Source organism: Chelativorans composti (assembly GCF_039541695.1).
Taxonomy (GTDB): Bacteria; Pseudomonadota; Alphaproteobacteria; order Rhizobiales; family Rhizobiaceae; genus Chelativorans; species Chelativorans composti.
Window position 1 is genome coordinate 1 of sequence record NZ_BAABGS010000073.1, and the last position, 15,802, is coordinate 15,802.

General features: G+C 65.0%; 14 protein-coding genes. 3 read left to right on the plus strand and 11 right to left on the minus strand.

The window, feature by feature from the left end:
• The 10 genes from ABD906_RS13610 to ABD906_RS13655 all read right to left on the minus strand — a co-directional run.
• On the minus strand, positions 1 to 121 hold a 121-nt coding region (locus ABD906_RS13610; protein WP_345100145.1), incomplete at its 3' end, for a LysR family transcriptional regulator.
• Between the two features lie 184 nt (positions 122 to 305).
• On the minus strand, positions 306 to 1,526 hold the full coding sequence (locus ABD906_RS13615) for an MFS transporter (protein ID WP_345099963.1): 1,221 nt from the start codon (positions 1,524 to 1,526) through the stop codon (positions 306 to 308).
• Complete coding sequence (locus ABD906_RS13620; RefSeq protein WP_345099964.1) at positions 1,523 to 2,818, minus strand: TRAP transporter large permease; 1,296 nt, start codon at positions 2,816 to 2,818, stop codon at positions 1,523 to 1,525. The genes ABD906_RS13615 and ABD906_RS13620 overlap by 4 nt, the downstream gene beginning before the upstream one ends.
• Complete coding sequence (locus ABD906_RS13625) at positions 2,815 to 3,336, minus strand: TRAP transporter small permease (RefSeq protein WP_345099965.1); 522 nt, start codon at positions 3,334 to 3,336, stop codon at positions 2,815 to 2,817. Before ABD906_RS13625 ends, ABD906_RS13620 begins: the two co-directional genes overlap by 4 nt.
• Positions 3,337 to 3,397: 61 nt before the next feature.
• Positions 3,398 to 4,411 carry a TRAP transporter substrate-binding protein DctP gene (gene dctP, locus ABD906_RS13630; protein ID WP_345099966.1) on the minus strand — a complete coding sequence of 338 codons (1,014 nt, stop codon included), beginning with the start codon at positions 4,409 to 4,411 and terminating at the stop codon, positions 3,398 to 3,400.
• 33 nt (positions 4,412 to 4,444) lie between these two features.
• Complete coding sequence (locus ABD906_RS13635; RefSeq protein WP_345099967.1) at positions 4,445 to 5,611, minus strand: CaiB/BaiF CoA transferase family protein; 1,167 nt, start codon at positions 5,609 to 5,611, stop codon at positions 4,445 to 4,447.
• Positions 5,608 to 6,699 (minus strand): CoA transferase, encoded by a 1,092-nt coding sequence (locus ABD906_RS13640; protein WP_345099968.1) that lies wholly within the window; start codon positions 6,697 to 6,699, stop codon positions 5,608 to 5,610. The genes ABD906_RS13635 and ABD906_RS13640 overlap by 4 nt, the downstream gene beginning before the upstream one ends.
• On the minus strand, positions 6,696 to 7,832 hold the full coding sequence (locus ABD906_RS13645) for a CaiB/BaiF CoA transferase family protein (RefSeq protein WP_345099969.1): 1,137 nt from the start codon (positions 7,830 to 7,832) through the stop codon (positions 6,696 to 6,698). Before ABD906_RS13645 ends, ABD906_RS13640 begins: the two co-directional genes overlap by 4 nt.
• A 68-nt stretch (positions 7,833 to 7,900) precedes the next feature.
• A complete protein-coding gene (locus ABD906_RS13650; protein ID WP_345099970.1) occupies positions 7,901 to 9,178 on the minus strand; it encodes a 2-hydroxyacyl-CoA dehydratase in 1,278 nt (425 codons plus the stop codon).
• Positions 9,175 to 10,299 (minus strand): 2-hydroxyacyl-CoA dehydratase family protein, encoded by a 1,125-nt coding sequence (locus tag ABD906_RS13655; RefSeq protein WP_345099971.1) that lies wholly within the window; start codon positions 10,297 to 10,299, stop codon positions 9,175 to 9,177. The genes ABD906_RS13650 and ABD906_RS13655 overlap by 4 nt, the downstream gene beginning before the upstream one ends.
• Before the next feature lie 150 nt (positions 10,300 to 10,449).
• On the opposite strand from ABD906_RS13655, the gene ABD906_RS13660 reads away from it, so the two are divergent.
• From ABD906_RS13660 to ABD906_RS13670, 3 genes are all read left to right on the plus strand, one after another.
• On the plus strand, positions 10,450 to 10,971 hold the full coding sequence (locus ABD906_RS13660; protein WP_345099972.1) for a MarR family winged helix-turn-helix transcriptional regulator: 522 nt from the start codon (positions 10,450 to 10,452) through the stop codon (positions 10,969 to 10,971).
• A gap of 60 nt (positions 10,972 to 11,031) precedes the next feature.
• Entirely contained in the window at positions 11,032 to 12,201 is a 1,170-nt protein-coding gene (locus ABD906_RS13665) for a CaiB/BaiF CoA transferase family protein (protein ID WP_345099973.1), read from the plus strand.
• 406 nt (positions 12,202 to 12,607) lie between these two features.
• Complete coding sequence (locus ABD906_RS13670) at positions 12,608 to 14,428, plus strand: heavy metal translocating P-type ATPase (RefSeq protein ID WP_345099974.1); 1,821 nt, start codon at positions 12,608 to 12,610, stop codon at positions 14,426 to 14,428.
• 224 nt (positions 14,429 to 14,652) lie between these two features.
• On the opposite strand, the gene ABD906_RS13675 is transcribed toward ABD906_RS13670, so the two are convergent.
• On the minus strand, positions 14,653 to 15,789 hold the full coding sequence (locus tag ABD906_RS13675) for an iron-containing alcohol dehydrogenase (RefSeq protein WP_345099975.1): 1,137 nt from the start codon (positions 15,787 to 15,789) through the stop codon (positions 14,653 to 14,655).
• Between the last annotated feature and the right edge of the window lie 13 nt (positions 15,790 to 15,802).

Below are 15,802 nucleotides of genomic sequence, written 5' to 3' on the forward strand. Positions count from 1 at the left end.
TTTCGAGCCGGCTGATCTGCTGGCTGAGTGCGGACGTGGCCACGCCGAGCTGTGCGGCGGCCTTGCCGAGGCTTCCGCACTCCACCGCTGCCAGCAGATATTTCAATTGGCGCAATTCCATGAGGCCATGTCTCCACGCTTGCCACTGCCCGCACCGCGTTAGGTATCGCAAGCTTGACGAAATGTCTTTCCTTCTCAAGCGCAGCCATTGTGGATGGGCCGGCTTTCCGCTCGCACAATGGCCCCGGCTGCATCATCCGCGCGCAGCTGCCGGAAGGTTTTTCACTGTGCGAACGTAAATCCCGCTACCGCCGTCCCGGTATCCGCACGAAACCAAGTGTCGAACCGCCCGCAATCAGCACTATGCCGAAGCCAGCGATGACCAGGGCATACGACCCTGTAAAATCGTGGACATAGCCAGCCAGCGCCGGCGCGAGCATCGTCCCCGGCACCTGGACCATCATCAGGCTGCCCTGGATCGTACCGAAGCTCGACTGGCCGAACAGTTCGTTGCAGATGACGAGCACGAGGACCATCGGCGCACCGGCGGCGGTTCCGAGCGCGCACACGACGACGAGCACGGACGGAAGTCCGGGCGCCAGCGGAAAGCTGCAGATGGCAAGGCCTTCCAGCGCGATAAGGCCGCCGAGCAGGGCGGGAAGCAGCCGCGGGTGCATCCGGTCGGCAACAAAGCCCGCCAGCAGCCGCACCGGAATGGTCATGAGGATCATCGCGCCGAACAGCGTTCCTGCGAACACCGGATCGAGCCCGTGGTCCGTCATCAGAGGCAGCAGGTGCACCGTGAGCCCGGTGGTGACGGAAGCCTGCGCGCAGAGCGCCACCGCGATGAGCCAGAAATTCGTGTCCCGCAGAAAGGATTGGCTTTTGGGCGGCACGGTGGAGGCGTGGGAAGCAAGGGGCGCCGGCCTCTCCCCTTTTACGTTTTCCGCGATCAATTCTCGCCGGAACCAGATTGCCGGTATCGGGATCAGTAGGAGCAGGATTACTGCCCAGGCAAGACATGTCTGGCGCCAGCCGATGCTTTCGACCATGAGGCTGACGACCGGCACGATCAGCGTCGCCACGACCGCCGATATCGAGAACCGCACCGCCAGTGCCATGCCGCGCTTGCGCGCGGCGGTCGCCACCACGAGCTTGTCGAGCGCGACGGTGAACCCCGCCGCCGTTCCCGCTGAAAAGAGCAGCGACCAGGCGGCATAGAGGCCGAGTTCCGTCTGGACGAAGGCGAGCACGAACAGGCCGAACGCCGAAAGCATCATGCCGCCGATCACGATGAGGCGCGGCCCATGGAGGTCGGTGATGCGCCCGACCAGAGGAGAGGAAAGTCCGCTGACGAGTCTGCCGAGCCCGATCGCCATCGAAACGGCGCCCCTCCCCGTCTCCAGGTCGACGGCGAGGGGTTTCAGGAGAGCGGAAACCGCAAAGGCGCCGAACCCGTGCCCCAGTCCGGTGAGTACACCGGTGGCCGACACCAGCGCCCAGCGTTTTCGCTCGCCCTCGCTCATAGATAGGCCAGCCAGAGCACCAGCGGCGGGAACAGGATGAGTGCCGTCACGTGCAGGACGTCAGCCGCAACGAACGGCATGGCGCCCCGGAACATCGTTGTCATCGGTATGTCCTTGGCGATGCCCGACAGGACGTACACGTTCATGCCCACCGGCGGCGTGATGAGTGCGATCTCCGTCATGCGCACGACCAGCACGCCGAACAGGATGGCGTCGAACCCGAGCGACGTGACGATCGGGAAGAACAGCGGCACCGTCAGCGTCATCATTGCCGAGGCATCGAGGATCATCCCGAGGAAGAAGTAGATCAGCAGGATCAGAAGCAGCACCACCATGGGCGGGAAATCGCCTGTCGCCACGAAATCGATGACCCGCATGGGGATGGTCGTTGCCGTGACGAAGCTGTTGAAGACCATCGCGCCAAACAGGATGCCGAAGATCATGCCCGTCGTCTTGAGCGTCGCGTAGATGGCGTTGCGGAAGCTCTGCAGGGTGAGCCGCCGCCGGATCAGGGCGATGAGAATGGCTCCGGCCGCCCCCACGGCCCCGGCTTCCGTGGCGGTGAACCAGCCCCCGATGATGCCGCCCATGACCAGCACGAACAGGGCGAGAACCTCCCCGATCTTGGTGAAGCTCAGGAGCTTTTCCCGCCACGAATACTTCGGCCCGCGCGGGCCTGCCGCGGGATCGACTCGACACCAGATGCCGACCGCGATCATGTAGAAGAGCGCGAGCAGGATGCCGGGGATGATGCCGGCGGAGAAAAGCCGCCCGATCGAGGTTTCGGTGAGAATGCCGTAGATGATGAGCATCCCGCTGGGCGGGATGAGCGAGCCGATGGTGCCGCCCGCCACCACGCTGCCCGAGGCGAGCGACAGGCTGTAGTTGTGCTTACGCATCTCCGGCAGCGCGATGAGTCCCATCGTCGCTGTGGCCGCCAGGCTGGATGCATTGACCGAGGCAAATCCGGCGGAAGCGCCGATGGTCGCCATTGCCAGACCACCCCGCTGCCGGCCGATCCACTTGGCGGCAAAGTCGAACAAATCCCTGCCGATACCGGCCGAAAACAGGATGTGCGCCATGAAGAGAAACAGCGGCACCGTGCCGATGGCATAATTGGTGGCAAGGTTGTAGGTGGTCACGCCCGTCCGGACGATGGCGGCGTCAAAACTCACCAGGAACGCGAACCCTGTGAAGCCGACAAGGCCCATCGCGAAGCCGATCGGCATGCCGAAGCCGATCAGGCTGAAAAGGACAAGAATTCCGATCAGGCCAACGGTCGGCGCGGTCATTCCTTCGGCTCCGCGTAGTGTTCTGATTCATCTTCGACCGGAACGCCCCTGAGCAGCTTGAAGCCCTGCCAGAGCAGCACGATCACGCACAGGATGACAGCCGCCGCCATGGCCCAGCGAAATGGAGCCACCGGCACATTGATGATGGGCGAGAGCTCGTTCTGCGCCATCCTGCGGATCGCCTCCTTGATGGTTGCCCATGCCACCACGACCCAGAACAGCGACCCCACGATCAGCATGAGGCCATGGATGAAGTGGCGCAGCCTCGCGTTCGAGATCCGCTCCACGAAGATCACCGCCCGCGTGTGCTCGTTGTACATGGCGGCATAGGCGATCGAGATGCTCACCGCAGGGATCAGCAGCAGCTCGGACAGCGAATATGTGCCCGGGAACGCGATCCGCATGGCGCGCAGCACCACGGTAACGACGGTCAGTCCCATCAGGCCGAGAATGGCTGCAATGCCAATGACGCCGGCCGCGCCGCAAATGCGTTTCAGGGTCGTGTCTATGAAATCCATGGTCCGTCCGGTGACGCCTTGCCGCTCCCGGCTTGCCCGGACAGCAAGGCGCTCTCCCGCCCTAGTCGTTGATGGCCGCGCGGATCTTCTCGAAGATTTCAGTGCCCGGCAGCCCCTTCTGGTCGAGCTCTCTCGCCGTCTCCCGCGCGGCAGGTTCGAAGGCGGCTGAATACTCGGCGATCACCTCAGGCGCCACGGCATTGAACTGGACGCCGAGCTGCTCTCCGTAGGCTTTGCCTTCATCCTCGGCGGCCTGCGAAAGCTCGTAGGTCGTCCTGGTGAGGAAATCGATGTTGTCGAGAAACACCTGCTTGATGTCGTCGGGCAGGCGAGCCCAGGCCGCCGCATTGATCGCGCGTGACGGATAGGCGCCGCGGCTGTGCGGCAGTTCCGAATAATACTTGATCACTTCCGCGAAGCTCAGGGACTTCAGGGCCTCGTAGGGAGCGATGACGCCATCGAGAACGCCGCGCTGCAGCGACGGGTAGGTTTCGGTCATCGGCATGGTTACGCCCTCTGCGCCGGCCGCCTTGAGCGCGCCGATATAGTCTACGGCTGAGCGGATGCGCAAACCCTGGAGATCCGACAGCTGGTGGAACGGCTTCTCCCGCAGCATCAGATGCATCGGCGTGCCCACGTTGTAGCCGAGCACCTGCGCCCCGCCGAGTTCCTCGGCAAACTGCGGATACTCCTTCCAGAGCTGCATGTAGACTTCGAGAACCTTCAGCGCGTCGCCATAGCCGTAGAAGAACTGTGGGGTGAGCCGGTTGAGGTCATAGCCGGACGTCGCATAGATCGGCGCGATATAGGCCATGTCCGCCACGCCCGCATTGAGCTCGTCTATGCCCTCACGGCTGTTGATGAGTGCGCCGCCCCAGAACGCGGTGATCTTCACGCGGCCGTTGGTCTGCTCTTCGATCCGCTTGATCCACGCCTCGTCCGCCTTCCCGTACGGATGTGTCGGTGAATAGGTGGTCGAGTAGGTGAGCTCGAACTCGGCCGCGGCCACGGCGCCGGATGCGACAGCCGTGCCCAGCGCCGCGAACAGCGCCATTGCTATTGATCTGATTGTCATCTCCTCCTCCCTCTCTTCTGACAATCTTTCGCCTCAGGTTACCCTGGGCTTGAGCCGGTCGATTGTCTCCCTCGACAACCCCAGTTCCGACAGCACCTCCTCCGTGTCGGCTCCGGGCGAACGGCCCAGGTTCCGGATCCTGGTCTCCCCCGTTAGCCGGACGGGCTGGCCGAGCTGACGCACGGTGCGGCCGGATGGTCCTTCCAGTTCCATCACCATGCCCCGCGCGCGCACATGCGGGTCAGCCAGCGCCTCCGATATGCCATTGACCGGAGCGTACTGCGTTCCGGCTGTTTCCAGGATCCTGATCCATTCCTCGCGGGTGCGGGAAGCGAACAGTTTCTCCAGCTCGGCGCGGATTTCCCCGCGGCGCGCGGCGTCATTCTGGCTCTCGATGAATTCCGGCCGCCCCACCGCCTCGCAGAACGCCCGCCAGTACCGGGGTTCCATGTCGGTGGTGCAGATGAAGGCTCCATCCTTTGTCCGCCACAACCCGATGTCGGTGCGCCGCGTGCCGCGCGGCGGGATGGAGGAAAGGTCCGGATGGCGCGACAGCACGTTGACGAGCAGGCTCATCGCGCAATCGGTCATCGCCACGTCCACGTGCCGCCCCTCTCCCGTGCGTTGCCGCTCGATGTAGGCGGCGAGCGTGGCGAAGGCGGCATGCGTTCCCGTCACCACGTCAGCGGCGGGTATGCCAGGGAAGCTTGGAGCCTCCGGATTTTCACCGACGCGCGACAGCACACCGGATATGGCTAGCGCGATCGGATCATGCCCGGGCTTGTCGCGGTATGGACCGGTCTGCCCGCAAAGCGTGAGGCTCACGTAGATGATGTCGGGCTTCACCGCCCTGAGCGCCTCATAGCCGAGGCCGATGCCGTCGAGCACGCCCGGCCGGTAATCCTCGACGACGATGTCGGCCGTGGCGACCAGCGCCCTGATGGCCTCCTGCGCCGCCGCGTCACCAATGTCGAGCATTACCGAACGCTTGTTGCGGGCAAGAATGTCGGTTTCGCGGAGCGCCCTGCGCTCTTCGTCCGAAAACCTGTCCCAGCCGAACACCTTGGCCTGCTTCGCGATTTCCCGGGGGTTTTCGATGCGGATGACGTCCGCCCCCATGTCGGCGAGCAGCCAGGTGCAGTAAGGCCCAGGCAGAAACTTCGAGAAATCGACGACCCTGACACCTTCCAGCGCGCTCATTGCTCACCCCATCCCGTGAAGGTTGAGGCAGGGACCGGCTTGCCCAGCGTACGCCGAGGGGCATCGGTTTGCGCCGAGCGGAACAGCGGTCCCGGCACCGACACGGCCTTGCCAGTCTCTTCGTCCGTCACCGTGACGAACAGACCGCGCGCCTTGAGATGCTCGCTGTCGCGCACGTCTTCGGGGCTGTAGATCACGGAGAGGCCCCAACCCAGCTTGAGCGACCAGTTGCCGAGCTCCTCGCGCGTATGACCGGCGAAGAAGTCGGCGATGATGGCTTCCCAACGCTCGATGGTTTCCTGCGGAGTGTTCGCCACGAGCGTGTTCTCCCAATCGATCCGGCTAAGCTCGCCGGCTGCGCCCTTTTCCTCCATGACGGAGACGACTGCGCGCATCATCGACGGATTGTCGATCATCGACCAGGTGACGTATCCGTCCTTGCACGGCCAGATCTGACGCACGCCCGACTTGCCACGCACCAGAAGGTTACCATGGCGGCGGCCGATCCTGCCGGTCCATTCGTACATGATGGCTTCGCGGTAATTCGCCAGCGTCGCGCTCTGGAACGCGGAAAGATCCGCCTTCTGGCCCCTGCCCGTGCGCCGGCGGGCATAGAGACCGAGCAGGGCGGCGGTCGCAGCCTGGATGCCGGTTAACGCATAGGCCTGCTGGCCGGGGAACTTGAGCGGCGGGCGGTTCGGCTCGCCTGTGACGTGCATGAGCCCGGAAAGCGCAAAAAGCGTGAGATCTGTTGCCGGACGCCCGGCATATGGTCCCTCGGCGCTGAAGGGCGAAACGCGGACATAAATGGTGTTGTCCGATACCGCCTCATCGAGGCCGAAACGGTCTCCATTACGCTGGCCGTCAAGCACCACATCGGCCTTCACCGCAAGCTTGCGGATCGCTTGCCTATCGTCCGGGGAGAGGATCGTTTTGCCATGGTGCCAGGCAAGCCGGCGGGCTCGGTTGGTGCAGCTATCGGGCAACACCACGGCCACGTCAGCGCCGAGCTCCGCCAGCATGCGGCCGCCGAAATCGGTCAGCCCGTCGGCGATCTCGAGAACCCTGAGTCCAGCCAGCATGCTCATGCGAGGCTCCCTTCTGCTATCAGAGCCTCGACTTCCGCCGCATCGAGGCCCAGCATGTCGACGAAGACCTCGCGGTTGTGCTCGCCAAGGCACGGCGCTCGATCAACCCGGGCGGGCGTCCCATGCAGGAGATAGGGAGGGGCAGGCATGGTAGACGGCCCCAGCACCGGGTGATCGAGCTTCACGAAATGGCCAGTGGCTCTGAGCTCAGGGTTCTCGAAAACGTTCTTGCCGTCGAGCACCGGGCCAGCAGGAATCCCGGCGGCGGCAAGCCTGTCGAAAAGCGCGAACTTGTCCTCTGTGCTGGTGGCAGCACAAATGGCCTCGCGGTCGAGGCTCCCGATGCCAAGCGTGCGCTTCAGCGCCTCGGCCTGCGCCTCGTTCTCGATGGCGATGGCGATCCACTGGTCGTCGCCCAGCGTTGGAAAGACACCGTGGACCAGGAAACCGGCGTCGTCGTTGCCGGTCTTCTCGATTTCGTCCTGCGCGTAGAGGTCGGCGATGACATGCACCATCGGCTCGATCTGCGAGACGTCGATGTGCTGGCCCTCGCCAGTGCGGGCGCGATGTTCGAGCGCGGCGAGGATCGCGACGGTAAGGAACATTGGAGCCACCACGTCACCATAGGCGAGCGGCGGCATTTGCGGCGGGCTCCCCGCCTCGCCGGTCAGCCACGCGTGACCCGAGTGCGCCGCGGCGGAATTGCCATATCCGCGGAACCCGGCCATCGGCCCCGTTCGACCGGCGACCGACACGCTGGCGAGGATGATGTCAGGCTTGTTCTTCTTGAGCTCCTGGTAGCCGAGCCCGATGCGCTCCATGAAGCCATAGCCGAAATTCTCGACCACCACGTCCGCCCAGGCCACGAGCTTCTTCGCAGCCTCGATGCCGCGCGGATCGGACAGGTTGATGGTGACGCTCTTCTTGGAGGTGTTCGTCTGCGCAAAAAAGGCCGAGCCGTCAACGTCCTTCGGGTCGCCGGCAAAGGGCGGAGACAAGCGGCCGAGATCAAGACGTCTGCGGGATTCGATCTTGATAACCGTCGCGCCGTTGTCGGCCAGATCCTTGGTCGCCCGCGGACCCGCGCCAACCCAGGAAAAGTCGGCAATCTTCAGCCCATCCAATGCACCCACGGCGCTCCTCCCCTTCGCTCGCCAGTGTCGTATGCCAATCGGGATGATAGTTAAGCGAATGAACTAAGTCAAACGCCTTTCTCCGCCAGAACGGCGTCGAGAACCGCGCTGACGCGGGCCACCATTTCATCCCTGTTCCACTGGCGCTTGTCCACCATGTCGGACCAGACCTCGATGACGCGAACGCCTGCTTCCTCCAGGGCTTTTTTCGCAAACAGCGAACCATGGCCCGAGAAGCGGTCGTGCTCGGGAATGAGCATCAGCGCCACGTCGATCCGGTATTTCTTTGCCTGCTCGACCAGCCAGCTGTTGACCCACGGCGGCTGGTGCAGCTGTTCGTTCATGGCGGACACGCGCGCCGCCAGCGCCCGCAGCGGATCGCCCTTGATCTCGCGGATGTAGCCATCAGCCGCAAAGGGCAGGTACATCGACCAGGCGAACACCGCCCCGTGGCTTTCCTCGAAGGCCGAATAGAAGCTCGTGTCGAACCAGAGCCCGGCGCCGATCCACATCATGCGGATGCGCTCGTTTTCCACCACGGCTGAACCCGCCCTGACGCGCTCGGCCAGCTCATCGCGGAAGCGCCGCGCATGCGAAAGCGCCCATTCCGATCCGCGGTGCCACTGCGGGATCATCACGTTCGGGATCTGCTCGGAAATGCGGATCGGGGAGCGCGGCGCACTGGCAAGAATTTCCGATGCCTCCTCGAAGATGCGCTCCTGCTCGTTGATCGCTTCCATGTACCGGGCGAAGCCGTCGTGATCGAACGGGCGGCCCGTGAGCTTCTCAAGCTCCTCGACGAGCGCCTCGAACTCCGCCACCATGAGATCGAGCCTGTCGCTCCCGTAAAAGCTCTCCCAGTCGCTGCGCGCCAGCCGCCACCATTCAGGATGCGGGTCTGGCACCGCCGGCGACGACAGCAGGAAGAGCGGCGCGCCCGTCCGTTCCGCCCACAGCGAGAAGATCTTCTGGTGATCATCGGCGCTCTGGCGCGCGCACAGGATGGATGGCTTCGGCAGACCGCCCCACGGCTGCCGCTCCCGATCGCCTTCCAGCTCCGCGATCAGGGGAAGGCTGGAATAGCGCGCGAGCCGGTCATGGAATCCGAGGGTCTCCATGTAGTCGAAGTAGTATTCGGAAAGCTGCTTCGCCGCGATGATCGCCGACCACCACTGGTTGGTCACCAGCGGCACGTCCATGTAATGAAAGAGCTCATGCGGCGTGTCGGCATTGACGAAGGCGTATTTTGCCCCCGACGTGATCTGCGCCTGCAATCCCTTGGCCCATTCCCGCTGGTGGTTCGTCGCGAACTTCGTGGATTCGAGCGGCACATAGGTACTGGTCATTTGCGGGCCTCGAGCTTGGCGGAGATGAGCGCTGCGGCACGCTCGTGCCAGGTGTCCTGATCCGGCTCGCGGAAACCCAGGTTGACGAAGGCGATGCCCCTCTCCCCGAGAGCGGAAGCGATTGCGGGGATTTCCCAGCCAATCGTGTCGTCGGTCGGCGCAAGCTGGCAGAGCACCAGTTCGCACCGGGCTTCTGTGACGGCGTCCAGCAGAGCCGTCCGGAAAGCCGTGGTCGGGGCGATGCGCGGACACGAAGGATCCGCCGCCGTGGCGCGCAGGATTTCGGGCAATGTCAACTTATCGTTCCCAGGGCCCGGCCAGACGGCGCCCCACGGCTGCCAGTCGCAGACGATAGTCCCGAAGCCCTCGAACAGCTCGTAGGAAGCGGGAGACAGAAGCGGCGACCCTATGACCCCGATGCGCAGGCCGCCACGCGCTCCGCCTTCAATCTCGCCGAGCGCGGCATCGAGCAGATCCGCATGTTCGCCCGCCGTCATGAAGCGGCCGGCGTTGCGCCAGCGCATTGCCACCGTGCCGGATACCCCCGACGCCCCTAGCCTCTCCAGAGCCTTCCGGCGGCGGCCCTCCGCCGCCGCGGCCTCCGCGATGGCTTGGTCATCCGGCCGGTTGAGGCCAATACGGTTCAGGAAATCGAACAGCTTTTCAGCCTGGATCGCGTTGAAGCGCTCGACTGCCGGCGTCGTGGCATGCACCAGATTCCACAGGAACATCGGCGGAACCGCCGCCGGAGCCCGGCCCTGCCGCACCCATTCGCAGGCGTACTGGTAGGCGACCAGCGCCGGCGCGTCGTCGCGGGCGAAGACAATCCCGAGGAAATCGGCGAACTCTCCGTTCATCAGGCGGTTGAGGAAGATGCGGACTTCCTCGTCGACGAATGGCTCTATGATCTCGTCGATAGCCGTCTTCTCCGACAGCTGCCCCATCGACAGATGGACCGGCACGCCGCCGGCGGCCGCCACCAGCGTCTCGGGGAAACCATTACCGAAAATGCCGATGCGGGGCAGGCTGGCGGCAGGCTGATTCCGGTCGCGCGCCTCGAAGGCGTGTTCCAGCCGGCTTCCGGCAGCTCGCCGGGATTCAAACGGCGATGGTTGCGGCAAGGTCTCCTCCTTTTTTTAGTTCATTTTTAGAACTAATTTGAGGGACGTCAAGCCGCCACGTTTGACAGCTTTCGGCGCCGGCGATAGTCAGCAGGCGGATAGTTCTGGCGCAGGGGACAGTCAGCGACCGGCCGAAGGAGGGCGACAAACATGGCGGGCACATCGGACGAGGTGCAGCAGGACCGGGTGATCCTCGGCCCCCTGCGCGAAAATCTGCCGTTCCTGACGCGTGCCCTGCGAGCCTATATCCGCGCCGAGAACGCCGAGTTCTTTGGTGACCTCGCCACCGAGCACGGCGAGATTGCGGTGCTGAGTGTCATTGCCCTGAACCCCGGCATTTCCCAGAACGACCTCGCGGCAACGCTGGTCTTCAAGAAATCGGCCATCACCAAGCTGGTCAAGGAACTGGAAGCACGCGGCCTGATCGAGCGCGCCAAGGCCGCCGCCGACAAGCGCTTCAACGCCCTGCAGCTCACCGCCGAGGGACAGGCGCGCTACGAGAAGATTTCGGAACGGGTCACCGCCCAGCACGCCGCGATCTTCGAGACCTTCAGCGACAGGGAGCGAAGGCAGTTCTTCGACCTTCTCAACAGGCTCTATGTCCATCTTGGCGAGCGGCAGGCCCGCCGGACAGGTACATCTGCGGCCATCGCCACGGATGGCGACGACTGATCCGGCTTGACATACCCCTTCCATTAGTTCAATTGATGAACTAAAAAGGGAGGAGCAGGATTGGCACAACCACTCGCAGGCGTCCGCATCGCGGATTTCAGTCATGTGATCGCCGGGCCGCTGGCCACCCAGTTCCTGTGTCTGCTCGGGGCGGAAGTCATCAAGGTCGAGCCCCCCACCGGCGACGTTCTGCGCAACTACACCCAGCGCAGGGAACTGCGCGGAATGGCCGAACCCTTCATCGGAGCCAACGCCGGCAAGAAATCTGTCATCCTCGATCTGAAGACCGATTTCGGGCGCGAGGCGGCGCGGCGGCTGATTGCCACCTCCGACATCATGGTCGAGAACTTCCGTCCCGGCGTGATCGACCGCCTCGGCCTGGGTTATGAGACGGCCCGCGAGCTCAACCCGGGCATCATCTTCTGCTCGATCTCCGGCTATGGCCAGGAGGGCCCGATGCGTGACTACCCGGCAATCGACCAGATCATCCAGAGCGTGTCCGGACTGATGGGCCTTTCCGGCGAGCCGGACAGCGGACCGATGCGGATCGGCTTTCCCATCGTCGACACCTACAGCGCCCTCCTTGCCGCGTTCGCTATCCAGGCGGCATACATACAGCGCGAGCGGGACCCCGAGCGGCGCGGCCAGTACATCGACATCTCCATGCTCGATGCCTCGCTGGTCATGATGTCCTCGGTCATCAATCCGCTGGTCATCTCCAACATCGAGCCCAAGCGCACAGGCAACCGCGGTTTCTCGCTCGCCCCCACCGCCGACACCTTCGAGACCGCCGAGAACGCAATCACCATCGGCGCCGTGCAGCAATACCAGTACGAGCGGCTCTGCGCGGCCATCGGGCGGCCCGACCTGCTCGCTGACCCGCGCTTTGCGGACCCGGATTCCCGCATGGCCAACGACAAGGAACTGCAGGAAGAGCTGGCCAAGACCTTTCGCACCAGGACGGCGCTCGAATGGGAAGCCATCCTTTCGGAAGCGGGCGTACCCGCCGGGGCCGTGCGTCCCGTGCGCGAGGTGCTGAAGCTGCCACAGCTGGAGGGCCGCGACCTGATGCTCGAGATCGACGTGCCGAACCCCGCCGTCTCCCGCACGTCCATCCTCAACGCCGGTTTCCGCTTCGCCCATGACGGTCCCGGCGTCTCTGCCCCTCCCCCGCTTCCGGGCGAGCATACCGAGGAAATCCTCGCCGGACTCGACCTCTCCTCCTCCTGACGCCGGCGGTGGATTTCCTCGGGCGCCCGGCGCGGCCGAGGCTACGCCGACGATCAGGCTCGCCGTGGGCACGATGCCGTCATTGGCTCCGCGGCAACCCGCTTCAGAGCCAATTCACCCCCGTGAGTTGCGCAACGTCCCCCGGATGCTAAGCTGGCACAGGACAGGGAGCGGATTTGGCGAAGGCGGGAAGCCATGACGGAGCGAAGATGGCATCGGTAGCACTTCTTGGTCATGATTGCGTCGGCAGTGCCCTCCGCCGTGACGGCAACACGCCCACTCTTGTTCCGCATGGGTCCTCCTGCTTGACCGCTCTTGCGCGCCACGGGCGCGGCGGGGCAAGCCAAAGAAACCGATCTCTTCTTCCCGCCTCCGCTCCTTCGCGCTGGGCGCCTAGCACAACCCGATGCAGATACTCTCGTCACGCACCTTCCTCGTTGCGGTCGCAACAGCCGGCCTGATCGGCGGCTTCGTCTTCTGGCTCGCCGGCACGCCCTCGGCGGACTGGATTTGGTCCGCCGGCACGGCCATCGTTCTCGCCGGGCTGATGCTGGAGATCGTCACCACCCTGCGCCGCGGCGAAGTCGGCCTCGACCTGGTGGCCGCTCTGTCCATGCTGGCGGCCATCATCTTTGGTGAGCCGCTGGCGGGCAACATCGTTGCGCTCATGTATTCCGGCGGTCAGTTCCTCGAAAGCTACGCCGAGGGTCGCGCGCGCCGGGAAATGACCGCACTTCTCGACCGTGTTGCCCGTGAAGCGAGCCGCTATGTCGATGGCACCATCGAAACCGTACCGATCAGCGAGCTCCGGCCCGGCGACCGCATCCTCGTGCGCCAGGGCGAAGTGGCGCCGGTGGACGGCGTTCTGCTTTCTGAAGGCGCCACGCTGGACCTCTCGGCCCTCACGGGCGAGAGTCTGCCGGCAAAGCTCCGGGAGGGCGATGAGGTGCTGAGCGGCTCCGCCAATGTCGGCGCACCCTTCGATCTGCGCGCTACCAGGGCGGCCGGGGAGAGCACCTACGCGAACATTGTCCGGCTGGTGCGGCAGGCCCAGGAGCGCAAGGCGCCCATCGTCCGCATCGCGGACCGCTTCGCGGTCTGGTTCCTGCTGCTCACCCTCCTGATCGCCGGCGCGGCCTGGTGGATCACAGGCGACAGGATCCGCGCGCTGGCGGTGCTCGTCGTGGCCACGCCCTGCCCGCTGATCCTCGCCCTGCCGGTTGCACTCATCGCTGGAATGTCGCGGCTCGCCCGCGAGGGCGTTCTCATCAAGAGCGGCGGCGCCCTCGAAATGCTGGCGAAGGTGAGGACAGCCATCCTCGACAAGACGGGAACGCTGACCTTCGGCGAGGCGCATATCGTCGCCATGCGGACGGTGGACGGCTGGGACGCCACCGAAATGCTGCGTCTGGCCGCTTCCCTCGACCAGGCTTCTGGCCACGTCATTGCCAGGGCGCTGGTGCGGGAAGCGCGCGGCAGGGGCCTGCATCTGTCCACCCCCTCCGGTGTCACCGAAGTCGGCGGCACCGGCATACGCGGGACCGTCGAAGGGCGAGACGTCGTGGTGGGCGGCAGCGGCTTCATCCACGGCATCGCCCCGGATCGCGATCCCTATTCCCTGCGCGATGGCCTGCCTGAGGGAGCCGTCGTCGTGGCCGTGGCGGTCGACGGTAGGCTCGCCGGTATCATCGTGCTTGCGGACGATCTCAGGCCCGACGCGGCCTCCGCGCTGGACAGGCTCCGGGCCGCCGGAATGGACCGGATCGTCATCGCCTCTGGCGACCGTCAGGATGTCGTCGATGCCGTTGCCAACCAGCTGTCGGTAGCCGTGGCCCATGGCGAGCTGTCGCCGGAGGCCAAGCTCCGGATCGTCGAACAGGAAACGGCGGGAGCCCCTGTCCTGATGGTGGGCGATGGCGTCAACGACGCGCCCGCACTGGCCAGCGCCACCGTCGGCGTCGCCATGGGTGCGCGCGGCTCGGCGGCCTCCGCCGAAAGCGCCGACGTGGTGCTTCTGGTCGACCGTATCGACAAGCTTGCCGTGGCGGTGAGCGTTGCCCGCCGCACGCGCCGCATCGCCCTCGAAAGCGTCATCGTCGGTCTCGGATTGTCGGTCGTGGCCATGGTCGTCGCGGCCTTCGGCTATCTTCCGCCTGTCGCCGGCGCTCTCCTGCAGGAGGTGATCGACGTCGCGGTTATCCTGAACGCGCTTCGGGCGTTGCGGTGACGGTCGGGCTTGGCCTCGGCTCGACCGTCTCGCTAGGATGCGAACCTGTTCAGTCGGAACCGGAATGGGGGCGCAAGCCTGCCGGCGCGACACTGCATGCCTGCCGCCCAGCCGCGCCATCATGGCGACCTCGGCCAAGGCCGCGCACCTGCCGGACGTTGCGAGAGCCGGGACTTGCCGGTCAGCGACCTACAGCGTTCCCGCCTCCCTTCAAATTCACCGGATCAGTAGTCCATTGCCTCTTCAAACAGCGCAGCGAAATCGTCCCGCGTGATGGGGCGCGGATTGGTTGCCGTGCTGTGGTCGAGGAAAGCGCGATCCACCATCGCCGGCAGGCAGTCGCGGGGCACGCCCATTTCGGCAAGCGTCCGCGGCAGTCCCAGCTCCTTCGTGAGCTGAGCAATGGCTTCCGCCAGGTCGGCCTCGGGTGCCAGCTCCATGGCCTTCCGGATTTCCGCATATTTCTCCGGCGCGGACGGCTCGTTGAAGCGCAGCACCGCCGGCAGCAGCACCGCATTGAGCGTTCCGTGATGAAGCCGTGGCTCCTGCAGTCCGCCCAGCGCATGCGACATGCTGTGAACGGCGCCGAGGCCCTTCTGGAAGGTGAGACCGCCCTGCAACGAAGCCATCATCATCTCACGGCGCGCTTGCCGGTCGGACCCGTCGCTGACGGCCTGGCGGATGTGCCGCATTGCCCGCTTCAACCCGTCGATAGCGATCGCCTCCGCCGGAGGATTGTCGCGCGGGCTGAGGTAGGTTTCGATGCAGTGCGTGATGGCATCCATGCCCGTGGCTGCGGTGAGATAGGGCGGCAGGCCCAGCGTCAGTTCCGGGTCGCAGATTGCCACCTCGGGGATCATGTGCGGCGAGATGAAGCCGAGCTTGCGGCCGTCGTTCAGCGTGATCAGCGCGGCCCGTCCCACTTCGCTGCCGGTTCCCGCCGTCGTCGGAACCGCAATGACCGGCGGCTTTTTCGCGGTGATCTTGCCCATGCCGCCGAGGATCGCCGCATACTGCTCCAGCGGCTCGGCATGGGTGGCAAGCAGCGACACGCCCTTGGCGAGGTCGAGCGAAGACCCGCCCCCGACCGCGAGGATCGAATCGCAAGCGGCGCTGAGGAAGAGATTGCGGGCCTCCAGCACCGCCGCCTCGGTGGGGTTCTCGGGCGTTCCGTCATAGACCGGCAGCTTCGGGTCGAGACCGCCTGTCTTGAGAACGTACTCGATGATCCCGGCGCGAACGATCCCAGCGTCCGTGACGACCAGCGGGCGGCTCGCGCCAAGGATCGCGAGCTCCTCGCGGATGAGCGCCGTGGCGCCGAAATCGAACTGTATGCGCGTCAGATAGGTAATCAGGCCCATGCGACTGTCTTTC

Excerpts from the sequence above, each read along its gene's own strand:
- dctP (WP_345099966.1), bottom strand. The coding sequence starts at position 4,411 with ATGACAATCAGATCAATAGCAATGGCGCTGTTCGCGGCGCTGGGCACG.
- ABD906_RS13640 (WP_345099968.1), bottom strand. The coding sequence starts at position 6,699 with ATGAGCATGCTGGCTGGACTCAGGGTTCTCGAGATCGCCGACGGGCTG.
- ABD906_RS13675 (WP_345099975.1), bottom strand. The coding sequence starts at position 15,789 with ATGGGCCTGATTACCTATCTGACGCGCATACAGTTCGATTTCGGCGCC.
- ABD906_RS13660 (WP_345099972.1), top strand. The coding sequence starts at position 10,450 with ATGGCGGGCACATCGGACGAGGTGCAGCAGGACCGGGTGATCCTCGGC.
- ABD906_RS13650 (WP_345099970.1), bottom strand. The coding sequence starts at position 9,178 with ATGACCAGTACCTATGTGCCGCTCGAATCCACGAAGTTCGCGACGAAC.
- ABD906_RS13615 (WP_345099963.1), bottom strand. The coding sequence starts at position 1,526 with ATGAGCGAGGGCGAGCGAAAACGCTGGGCGCTGGTGTCGGCCACCGGT.
- ABD906_RS13620 (WP_345099964.1), bottom strand. The coding sequence starts at position 2,818 with ATGACCGCGCCGACCGTTGGCCTGATCGGAATTCTTGTCCTTTTCAGC.
- ABD906_RS13625 (WP_345099965.1), bottom strand. The coding sequence starts at position 3,336 with ATGGATTTCATAGACACGACCCTGAAACGCATTTGCGGCGCGGCCGGC.
- ABD906_RS13670 (WP_345099974.1), top strand. The coding sequence starts at position 12,608 with ATGCAGATACTCTCGTCACGCACCTTCCTCGTTGCGGTCGCAACAGCC.
- ABD906_RS13635 (WP_345099967.1), bottom strand. The coding sequence starts at position 5,611 with ATGAGCGCGCTGGAAGGTGTCAGGGTCGTCGATTTCTCGAAGTTTCTG.